Raw genomic sequence first — 9,465 nt, 5'->3', positions numbered from 1 at the left:
CAATGCGGCTTTTTTATACCCGGAATCAAAACAGTACCCACCTCTGCCGTTTTATGTTATAATGTGATCGTAATAATAAGAAGCAGACCTCTTCATCCGGACAGGGCTCCGATGAGAGGAGAAGGGGAACATGACAAAAATTTTTCGGCTCCTATGGGGGAACTGCATCACACTGCTGTGCACCGCCGTCATCGCCGCGCTGGCTGCACTGTCCTGGCAGACACTCGCGACTCCGCTGCCGTATGCCGCGATGCAGCGCGCGGAGTACGCCGTCATCGAGGGCAGTCCGCAGTACAAGGACATCATCTCGTTCCGCGCCGACGATTTCGCCTGGCAGCCGTACGACTACCCCGCACCGCCGCCCATGCCGGAAGGCGCGCAGACCATCTATCTGTCCTGGCAGATTCCGGCGAACGTCCCTCCGCTCGTAAATCACATCCTCTTTGCCACGACGAACCAGAACGCCTGCGTCTACCTTGACGACGAGCTCGTCTACATCCACGGCGCCTGGGACGATCCCGCCGCAGCGCGCGGGCGCACGCTGCATTTCATCCACATCGGCAAAGACCTCGCCGGCAAACGCCTAACCATCATGCTGCACACGGGCTACCGCAACTGGCTGGGGAGCCTCGATTACTTCCTCCTCGGCAGTGAAAAGACGCTCATCCGCAAGATCAGCATCGCCGACGCCATCTTCATCGCGAGCCTCTCAATCGCGCTCTCGCTGATCGTCTTTCTCGTCATGGATCTCGCATGGCGCGGCATTCGGCGGCAGCGCCAGCGGCAGCTCTATCTCATCGCCTTTCTCATGAGCTTCATCCTGTGGGCGTCCGGGACATCTTCCTTCTTCCCGCGCATCTTCGGACAGCCCGGCCTCTGGTGGGAACTGCACCTCATCATGCTCTACGTCATGCCCATCACATTCGCAAAGATCACGCAGGAGATTGCCGCACCGCAATTCACCAAGGCGGTCCGCAGCACGATGATCGTCTATCTCCTCTTCTTCGCCGCGGCGACGATCGGCGAGGTCGCGGGCCTCGACGGCTACATGAACCTGCTCTATCTCTTCTATCCGCTCCTCCTCGTCAGCTGCTTCATCCTCCTCTATGCGCTCCTGCGCTCGCCCTGGAAGAAATACCCCGCCTGCCGCCACGGCATGGTCGCGATGCTCTCGCTCACCGTCTTTGTCGGCATCGACGCCCTGCACTGGGAATATCATCTGCTCTCGTCGATGCTCTCGACCACCATCTATTCCATCTACGCGACCATCCCGTTCGTCTTCTTCCTGATCCGCCAGCAGATGCAGCGGGATGCGCACCTCGCCCGGCAGAACGCCTCGCTCGCGCGCGAGCTGGAGGAGACGCAGAACGAGGCGCAGCGCGACTTCCTCACGGGCGCGTACAACCGCCATCAGCTCGCGGACGGCGTTGCAAAATACTCCGCACTCGCCAATACGCGCGGCTTCAGCTTCTCGTTCGCCATCTTCGACGTGGATCACTTTAAGACCGTCAACGACACGAAAGGGCATCTCGCCGGCGATCAGATCCTAAAGCAGATCGCCGCCGTCGTCCATGCAAAGACCGACCGCCGCCACATCTTCATCCGCTACGGCGGCGACGAGTTCATCCTGCTCGCGCTCCATTACGATCTGGCACAGATGGCCGTCTTCTGCGAGGACCTGCGCAGGACGCTCGCGCAGACCCTGGGCGGCGTGACGCTGAGCTTCGGCGTATCGACCTGGCACGGCACGGGCGATCACATGACCCCGCTGATGAACCGCGCCGACCGCGCCCTCTACCGCTCAAAGGAAAAGGGACGCAACACCGTCTCCACCGAGGACGAATGCGCAGATGCGCCGCCGCATTGAATGCTCCTCATATCGCGCCGACAGAGAGTTCCGGCGCGGTATTTTTTTGCGTTGAGTGACGACGAACTGCGCGTCATTCCTTCCATAGGATTCGTGTTCTTTATGCATTTTTCTATTGTTCTATATCTAATAAGTATGATATAATCAAATAAAACTCAGGAATTAAGCGTGTTTTCTCTTTCTCTCTCCGAAGGGGGGGAGCAGTGATGAAGAAAATCCTCCGCTTTCTGCGGGACAGCTGGCTCACGCTGTTCTGCGCGGTGCTTCTCCTCGGAGCGACCGCAACTGCATGGCGGCTGCTCGACGCGCCGCTCGATCCCTATATCTACGCCGAATACGCCGTCGCAAAAAGCGCACCGGAGTACAAGGACATCATCGGGCTTCGTGCGGACACTTTTGACTGGCAGCCCTATGACTATCCCGTACCGCCGGATCTTCCAAAGGACGCATCCGCCGTCTGTCTCTCCTGGCGCATCCCGCTCGCGGCGCGCTTCGTGAACGATCACATTCTCTTTGCGACGACAAACCAGAACGCCTACGTCTACCTCGACGATACGCTCGTCTACATGCACGGGCGCTGGGACGATCCCGCCGCTGCGCGCGGCCGCGCGTTCCACTATATCCATCTCGACCAGAACATCGCAGGCAAGCGCCTCACAATCCTGCTTCAGTCTGCCTATCCCGGCTGGCTCGGCAGCATCGACTACATGAGGTTCGGCTCATCCGGCGACTTTCTGCGCAGCATCAGCTTTGCCGATGCCATCTACATCTCGAGCCTGTCGGTCGCGCTCTCACTGATCATCTTCCTCGTCATGGATCTGACCTGGCGCGGTGCGGCGGAGCGGCGGCGCCGTCTGCAGCTCTATCTCATCGGCAGTCTCGCGAGCTTCATCCTGTGGACAACGGGCAGCTCCTCGTTTTTCGCGCGGATCTACGGCATGTCCGATCTCTGGTGGGAACTGCATCTCGCCATGCTCTACATCATGCCGCTCTTTTGCATCAAAATCGCGCAGGAGATTGTCTCCTCGCGCTACGCCGCGCGCATCAAAATCGGCATGCGCGTCTTTCTCTCGGTCTTTGTGCTTGCTGCCGGTGCTGAGATCGCGGGGGTGAACGGGTTCATGAACGCGCTCGTTCTCTACTACCCGCTCCTTTTCATCGGCAGCCTCATCCTCATCCACGCACTCGTCCGCTCGAGCTGGCAGCGTCATCCCGCATGCCGCTACGGCGTATTCGCCGTCATCGCAATCGTCGCATTCGGCACCATTGACGCCCTCCACTGGGAGTACCACCGGCTCAGCCTCATGTTCTCCACGACCGTATTCTCCATCTATGCCAGCATCCCCCTCATCTTCCACGTCATCCGTGCGCAGATGATGGAGGACGCCGCCCTCGCGCAGCAGAACGAGGACCTCGCGCGCGAGCTGGAGATCTCGCAGAACGAGGCGCAGCGCGACTTCCTCACGGGCGCATACAACCGCCATCAGCTTGGCGGCGGCTTTGCGAGGTTCTCTGCGCTCGCCTATGAGCGCGGGTTCAAATTCTCCTTTGCCATCTTTGACGTCGATCACTTCAAGATCGTCAACGATACGAAGGGACATCTCGCGGGCGATCAGATCCTAAAGCAGATCGCGGACACCATTCACGAGGAAATCGACCGCCGCCATCTCTTCATCCGCTACGGCGGCGACGAATTCGTCCTGCTCGCCCTGCACTACGATCTCGCTGCGATGGTCGCCTTCTGCGAGCATCTGCGCGGCATCCTCGAGCAGCGCCTCGACGGCGTGACGCTCAGCTTCGGCGTCTCCACATGGCACGGCAAGAAGGATCGCCTGCAGGCCCTCATCGACCGCGCTGACCGCGCGCTCTACCTCTCGAAGGAGCGGGGACGCAACACCGTCTCCGCCGAGAACGACGAGGGCGCGGCATAGGCAAAAAAGATGCGTCAATCCCCTCACACCTCATTTATAGACAGGAACCGCGCGCCGCTTCCGCAAACGGCGCGCGGTTCGTTTTTTGCCAATTTCACGGTGATATGCTACAATGAGGGCGTTTTTATCGATCCTATGAAAAGGAGGTCCCATGCATACCATCGACCGCGGAATCAAACAAAATTTCTGCCGCTGGCAGGGGAGACTCAACCGCAAGCGCTACATCAAGCGCATGCTCGCGCTCTGGATCCCCGGCTCCATCATCTGCCTTGCCGCGTTCATCGCAGCCGCAGCCGCCGTCCTCGGCGGGAATGCAGACATAGCCCATCTGAACGAGGACCAGCTCAGACAGCTCTCGTACCTTCTGCAGGGCGTATCTCTTGTCCTGCTGCCGTTTCTCATTCCGTCCTATATGCTGATGATACGGCGTCTGCACGATCTGGGCCTGTCGGGGTACTTCGCCCTCGTGAGCCTGATCCCGCTGATCAATCTTGGACTGACGCTCTATCTCATCTTTGCCGAAGGAACACGAGGTGCGAACGCCTACGGCTCTGACCCGCTGGCACGCGATGATGCGACGGAGGAGGCCGCGGCGGCAGAGACTGCACCTGCACGCACAGAGGACGCAGGCTCCTATGCAGGCCTCTCACTGCCGCCGATCTTCTCCAAAACAGGCAGGCTCTCGCGCCGCGACTACGCGCTCAGCATCGGAGTGATATGGGGCGGCATGAACATCGCATCATTCGCCGCACTGATCCTCCTCCTGCCGCTCGTCTGGCTCTTTGTAAATGCCTTCTTCCGCGACACGACGATCCCTCTTCTTGGGCTTTCTGATTGCTGCCTTGTGCATGCTGCTCGTGCTGATGTACACGGCACTGCCGCTCCTCGCCATCCCCGCGACCGTGCGGCGTCTGCACGACTTTGGGCACAGCGGATTCTTTGCGCTCCCGCTGATGCTCGTGAGCCTCTTCGTCGGCGGATGCGTCCTGTTCCTTATGATGATCGTTCTCGGCTCTTTGGGGGCGAAAGGATATTCCCCCTTCGGCATGCCAAATGAAAGCCTTGCGCTCGTCGTGGGCACGTTCAGCATATTGCTTGGACTGCTGGCCTTTCCGACCGGCGCCATCCTCGTATTCTACACTGCATGGGTATTCTTGAAAAAAGGCGATCCATTCCCCAACGACTACGGCGATGTTCCGACAGAGCGCCCCTTCTCCTCCATACGTGCAGCATTCTTCTCCATGAAGGGGACCATCGGACGCCGGGAGTTCATCCTCAGCACACTGTTCCTCTTTTTCTTCATAGGGATTGCCGGCCCGACTGCTGTTCAGCTTGTCGTCCAGCCCATGGCCTCTCTGCTCGTTGCAGTGAATGTCCTGCCGATAGGAGCGGACCACTTCGTATTCCTTCTTGGCGCGACACTCTTCCCATTCGCCGTACTCCCGCTCGTCGTACGGCGGCTGCATACGCTCGGACGCAGTACATATGAGGCAATATTCCCATTTGCGGTCCTCATTCCCTACATCCTCATCTCCATTCCGATCACATACATGTTCGTTCTCCTCGGCTCCCTGGACGAGGGCGGACTGCCCGGGGCGGCCCTAGCCCCGCTGCTCGATACCATCAGCGGCTGTGAGAATATATTCGTCATATTCTCGTGCATCTGCGGCATCATCTCCCTCATCGGCATCATGCGCCTGCTTGCTGCCGATCCGCCGCATACGGACGCACGTCCATAGAAAGAACTGCCTCTCACGTTCTCGTGCCTCGTCGGCTTTGGGAACACCGCACGCCGTTTGCGGAAGCGGCGTGTGGTTCTTTTTTTGCCAATTTTACAGCGATATGCTACAATAAGGGCGTTTTTATCAATCCTATGAAAAGGAGAAGATCCTATGCATACCATCGACCACGGAATCCGACAAAATTTCTACCGCTGGCAGGGGAGACTCAACCGCAAGCGCTATATCAAGCGCTCTCTCCTGCTCTGGCTCGTCAGTATAGTTATCATCACGGCCTGTTCAGCGGTGTTCATCGCCTACATCGTCCCATCGGGCGTCGACCCCGAGCACATGGGGATATACGAACTCGCGCGCTTTCAGGCAGGCATCAACGGACTATTCACACTCGCCATGCTGCCTGTTATCATCTCCAGCTATATGTTGATGATACGTCGTCTGCACGACGTCAACCTGTCGGGCTTCTTTGTCCTGCTCAACTTCGTTCCCATTGTCAATCTCGGACTGTTCCTCTATCTCCTCTGCAAGAAGGGTACCGAAGGGGAGAACGACTACGGCCCCGATCCGCTTGCCGCCGCAGAATCGTCCATCGATGAGAGTCCCTATGCGCGCTCCATTCCTGAGCAGTCCGCCCCGACGGATATTGCGCCGCCGGAGGAGACGCCGCAGGACCCCGGAGAGCGCTCGTGATCCCGCCGATCTTTTCCAGGGAGGGCAGACTCTCACGGCGCAGCTTCGCGCTGACCATCGGAACCATCATGGGCGGAGGAGCGCTTGCATTCTCAGCAGGGCTCTGTGTGCTCCTGCCGTTCGCATTTCTCTGCGCCTCGTTTTACTTCCGCGACACGGCCAGTTCGTTCTGGGTCATCTTCATCATGGGATGCGTCCTCCTCTTCTTCCTCGTCTCAGCTGTGATGCCGCTCCTCGCCATCCCCGCGGCCGTACGGCGCCTGCATGACATCGGCCGCAGCGGATGGTTTGCGTTCCCGCTCGGCCTTCTGAGTCTTTTTACGCTCTTCTTTCCTGCCGTCCTGCTCTTTTCCTTTCTCAATGCAGTATTGGGATCGAATAGCCTCCCAACGCCCTTCAGCGGGAATCCCGAAGAGGACAACCTGATCTTCGACGGGCTCTTCGTCCTCTTCCTCATCGGATACCTCCTCACATTTCTCATCGGAGCTCTGTGCTCTATATACATCTTTTTGAAAAAGGGCACCCCCGGTGCGAACGCCTACGGAGATCCGCCCGCCGAGGAGCCGCTCCCGTCCGTACGCCGGGCGTTTCTCTCAATGGAGGGCAGGATTGACCGGCGCACCTTCGCTGTGCGCGCCCTCCTCGTTCTCGCCGCTTCGTGGCTGACCCTGCCGACCATCGTGCAGTTCACCCTGTACCCGGTCACGGCGCTCCTCCAGAGCGTCGGCCTCCTCCCGATCGGCGCGGACCTCCTCCTCCTCCTCCTGGCGTGTGTCCTCTATCCGCTTGCCGCACTCCCGCTCGTGGTCCAACGCCTTCATACGCTCGGCCGCAGCAGCCTCGAGGCCGTCTTCGTATTCGCCGCACTCCTGCCGTCGGCATTCTCCTGCCTCCCGGTTGCAGAAATCTTCGGCACAATCGAGCTCATCCCCGAGAGCGACATCCCGCAGAGCGTCGAGCTCCTCCTCGCCGTCGGCAACACTGCCTCGGATACCGCCTTCATCGCATTCTGGATCGTCTGCGGCATTGCTTCTCTCGTCGGCATACTCCGCCTGCTGAGAGAAGATACACAGCCCGGCACCGCGTGATGCATCCCTCAACGGTATGGAGAAACTGCTGTACATCCGCAGAAAGTGAGGCATGATCTCCATGTTCTGTCCCAAATGTGATAAATTCGTTCCCTCCTCGGCAACCGCCTGCCCGAACTGCGGCATCCCCATCATCTCGGGGTTCTCACCGAACTACGGCAGCGGCTTTGCCCTCGGCGGCGACGATACTGAGAGCCGCAACGACGCGCCGCCGCACGCCGTGATGGACTCCGATCTCTACGACGACGTGCCGGATGCCGATGGGGAACGCACCGATGCGCGCACAGACGGCGGCATCGGGACGCGGCTCAAATCCCTCTTCGGCTTTGGGAAAAACTGACATACAAAAAAGGCGCCCGCAGGGGCGCCTTTTTTATGTCCGAAACAGTTTACTCTGGCCAATCCTCGCGAAACACCTCGGGGAACTCATCCCGCCGCAGCACCGCCGACCACGAGCGCCGCCAAGAGCCCCGCAAGGATCTTCCGCTTCATCTCTCATTGCTCCCTTCAAATTCTGCCGAAACTTAGAAAAGACTCCTCGCCGCGAGAAGTCTTTCATTCAAAAGAAATGGTGCGATTGGCGCGAGTCGAACGCGCGACCCTCTGCTTAGGAGGCAGATGCTCTATCCATCTGAGCTACAACCGCATTGCTCCAAGTGTATCAAAATTGCGCAGGATATGCAAGCGCCGCACGCCGATCACACGAAAAAGCGAGTGCACCAGAAAGGCCCCGCAGGAAAATTCCTGCGGGGCCCTTTGACCGATGTCCGAGGGGCGCTCAGGCGAGCTTTTCGGTGTCTACCGTCTGAACGGCAATGTCCTTGATGGAGACGGGATACGCCTCGCCTGCAACGATTGCCTTCTTATCGATGACGTTCTGCAGGCAGGCCGTGACCTCCGCGTTTGTGAGCCCGTCCTTCGGGTCTGCGAGGCTGAGCGTCAGCTCCTTGCCCGTCGAGAGTTTCAGCGTCATGCGCAGCTGTTTCTTCGTCGACATCGTTCCTTCCTCCTTTCTCCGTTACTTTGGCCGTGCGTTACTCCGCGAGGACCGCGGTGTCTGTGCGCGATACCTGGCTGAGGCCGTGCTTCTGGAGATCTGCGAATCCCTTGCCGACCACGAGCGCATCTGCGTCTGTGAGCGCAGGCGCGATGCCGCCGATCGTGCGGTTCTTGTAGATCGTCTTGCCGTCGAGGCCGACCCCCGCGATGACCTTCAGCGTGAGCTTGCTCGCTGCATCTTTGCGTGCCATCCGGATCAACTCCTTTCCTTTATGATGTCCGTAAGCGGCTTACACAGGAGTACCTGCCGGGGCAGAGAAAAAGAGGAGGGGAGGCTCAAAATTTTTCTTTACATTCGAACATATTTTCCCTATAATGCATCTAGAAAGGAACAGGAGATCCAAATTGATGCATATTCGTGCCTGTGCGCCTCGCCAGCGGCAGGCAGGAACCAGAAAGGAGATCCGAAATGAATTGGACGAAAAGAGAAGCGCTGATGCAGTGCCTGCCCGCGGCGGCGGACATTCTCGCACTCGTACCCATGAGCACGGCGGACGGCGGCAGTGATACCGTTGTCCACACGGCCGGGGGCGCCAGCCTTACTCTGCACGCCGCGACCGAATACGTCCTCTCCTGCCTTGCAGGACGCGAAGACAAGGAGCTGCGGCTCATCCGCAGGAATGCCGCCCGTCAGCTTGCACGGCGGCGCAACATCATCCTCCCCATCCTGCACGGCTGCGTGCTCACTCCTGTCATGGTGCGGCCCACAGATGCAGGGCGCGGGACCCTCGGCTACATCAATATCGCGCGCGCTGCGCTCATCGTCGACGCGCCGGCAGGAACAGATGTCGCTCTCCAGAACGGCACCGTCATCCACACGCTCTGGCGCCCACTCACCGTACGGAAGCTCGTCCGCGAAGGGCGTGCCGTGCACTATAAGCTCCTCCTCGACGTGCGGCGGCAGCTGCGGTCCGCCGAGGAGCTTGCCTAAGCGGAGCGTGCGCCGCACACAGTCCAGAAGCCTCTCTCTGCACAGTGCGGAGTTCGCATCCAGGGAATCGCTGATACAATGAAGCCGGTCAGATTGGCGTAGATTTTTTCGTCTGAACGAGAACGCAAAGAGGACGTATCGTAAGGCTATGCGGCGGATTTGC

General features: G+C 59.3%; 9 protein-coding genes, 1 tRNA gene and 2 pseudogenes. 9 read left to right on the top strand and 3 right to left on the bottom strand.

All coding sequences use genetic code 11. The features are described from left to right. Positions 1-130: 130 nt before the first annotated feature. From HMPREF7545_RS08330 to HMPREF7545_RS08300, 8 genes and pseudogenes are all read left to right on the top strand, one after another. Positions 131-1,867 (top strand): GGDEF domain-containing protein, encoded by a 1,737-nt coding sequence (locus HMPREF7545_RS08330; protein ID WP_006695289.1) that lies wholly within the window; start codon positions 131-133, stop codon positions 1,865-1,867. Positions 1,868-2,073: 206 nt separating this feature from the next. Further along, positions 2,074-3,798, top strand: a complete 1,725-nt coding sequence (locus HMPREF7545_RS08325) for a GGDEF domain-containing protein (RefSeq protein WP_006695287.1) — start codon at positions 2,074-2,076, stop codon at positions 3,796-3,798. A 151-nt stretch (positions 3,799-3,949) separates the two neighbouring features. Then, positions 3,950-4,336 (top strand): annotated as a pseudogene (locus HMPREF7545_RS10520) (DUF805 domain-containing protein); the annotation flags it as partial. 250 nt (positions 4,337-4,586) lie between these two features. Then, positions 4,587-4,775: pseudogene (locus HMPREF7545_RS10515) on the top strand (DUF805 domain-containing protein); the annotation flags it as partial. Positions 4,776-4,844: 69 nt separating this feature from the next. Beyond that, entirely contained in the window at positions 4,845-5,537 is a 693-nt protein-coding gene (locus tag HMPREF7545_RS10060; protein ID WP_006695285.1) for a DUF805 domain-containing protein, read from the top strand. Positions 5,538-5,690: 153 nt separating this feature from the next. Continuing rightward, on the top strand, positions 5,691-6,224 hold the full coding sequence (locus HMPREF7545_RS08310; protein ID WP_006695284.1) for a DUF805 domain-containing protein: 534 nt from the start codon (positions 5,691-5,693) through the stop codon (positions 6,222-6,224). Continuing rightward, complete coding sequence (locus HMPREF7545_RS08305; RefSeq protein WP_006695283.1) at positions 6,221-7,312, top strand: DUF805 domain-containing protein; 1,092 nt, start codon at positions 6,221-6,223, stop codon at positions 7,310-7,312. The genes HMPREF7545_RS08310 and HMPREF7545_RS08305 overlap by 4 nt, the downstream gene beginning before the upstream one ends. 61 nt (positions 7,313-7,373) lie before the next feature. Next, the gene (locus tag HMPREF7545_RS08300) at positions 7,374-7,652 is read left to right on the top strand and encodes a zinc ribbon domain-containing protein (RefSeq protein ID WP_040571341.1); all 279 of its coding nucleotides are present in this window, start codon (positions 7,374-7,376) and stop codon (positions 7,650-7,652) included. Between the two features lie 229 nt (positions 7,653-7,881). On the opposite strand, the gene HMPREF7545_RS08295 is transcribed toward HMPREF7545_RS08300, so the two are convergent. The 3 genes from HMPREF7545_RS08295 to HMPREF7545_RS08285 all read right to left on the bottom strand — a co-directional run bounded on the left by HMPREF7545_RS08295 (position 7,882) and on the right by HMPREF7545_RS08285 (position 8,562). Continuing rightward, positions 7,882-7,958, bottom strand: a tRNA-Arg gene (locus HMPREF7545_RS08295). A 132-nt stretch (positions 7,959-8,090) separates the two neighbouring features. Beyond that, positions 8,091-8,309: a DUF2922 domain-containing protein gene (locus tag HMPREF7545_RS08290; RefSeq protein ID WP_006695281.1), complete on the bottom strand. Its 219-nt coding sequence runs from the start codon at positions 8,307-8,309 to the stop codon at positions 8,091-8,093. A 37-nt stretch (positions 8,310-8,346) separates the two neighbouring features. Then, entirely contained in the window at positions 8,347-8,562 is a 216-nt protein-coding gene (locus tag HMPREF7545_RS08285; protein ID WP_006695280.1) for a DUF1659 domain-containing protein, read from the bottom strand. A 218-nt stretch (positions 8,563-8,780) separates the two neighbouring features. On the opposite strand from HMPREF7545_RS08285, the gene HMPREF7545_RS08280 reads away from it, so the two are divergent. Beyond that, positions 8,781-9,302: a hypothetical protein gene (locus HMPREF7545_RS08280; protein WP_006695278.1), complete on the top strand. Its 522-nt coding sequence runs from the start codon at positions 8,781-8,783 to the stop codon at positions 9,300-9,302. Positions 9,303-9,465 lie beyond the last annotated feature (163 nt).

This window comes from Centipeda noxia ATCC 43541, from assembly GCF_000160555.1.
Classification (GTDB): domain Bacteria; phylum Bacillota; class Negativicutes; order Selenomonadales; family Selenomonadaceae; genus Centipeda; species Centipeda noxia.
Note: the sequence above shows the minus strand (reverse complement) of the source record. Positions and strands in the feature narration are given on the sequence as shown.

Bases quoted from the DNA above. Each gene is read 5' to 3' on its own strand.
- HMPREF7545_RS08330 (WP_006695289.1), top strand. From the start codon at position 131: ATGACAAAAATTTTTCGGCTCCTATGGGGGAACTGCATCACACTGCTG.
- HMPREF7545_RS08285 (WP_006695280.1), bottom strand. From the start codon at position 8,562: ATGGCACGCAAAGATGCAGCGAGCAAGCTCACGCTGAAGGTCATCGCG.
- HMPREF7545_RS08290 (WP_006695281.1), bottom strand. From the start codon at position 8,309: ATGTCGACGAAGAAACAGCTGCGCATGACGCTGAAACTCTCGACGGGC.
- HMPREF7545_RS10060 (WP_006695285.1), top strand. From the start codon at position 4,845: ATGCCAAATGAAAGCCTTGCGCTCGTCGTGGGCACGTTCAGCATATTG.
- HMPREF7545_RS08280 (WP_006695278.1), top strand. From the start codon at position 8,781: ATGAATTGGACGAAAAGAGAAGCGCTGATGCAGTGCCTGCCCGCGGCG.
- HMPREF7545_RS08300 (WP_040571341.1), top strand. From the start codon at position 7,374: ATGTTCTGTCCCAAATGTGATAAATTCGTTCCCTCCTCGGCAACCGCC.
- HMPREF7545_RS08310 (WP_006695284.1), top strand. From the start codon at position 5,691: ATGCATACCATCGACCACGGAATCCGACAAAATTTCTACCGCTGGCAG.
- HMPREF7545_RS08325 (WP_006695287.1), top strand. From the start codon at position 2,074: ATGAAGAAAATCCTCCGCTTTCTGCGGGACAGCTGGCTCACGCTGTTC.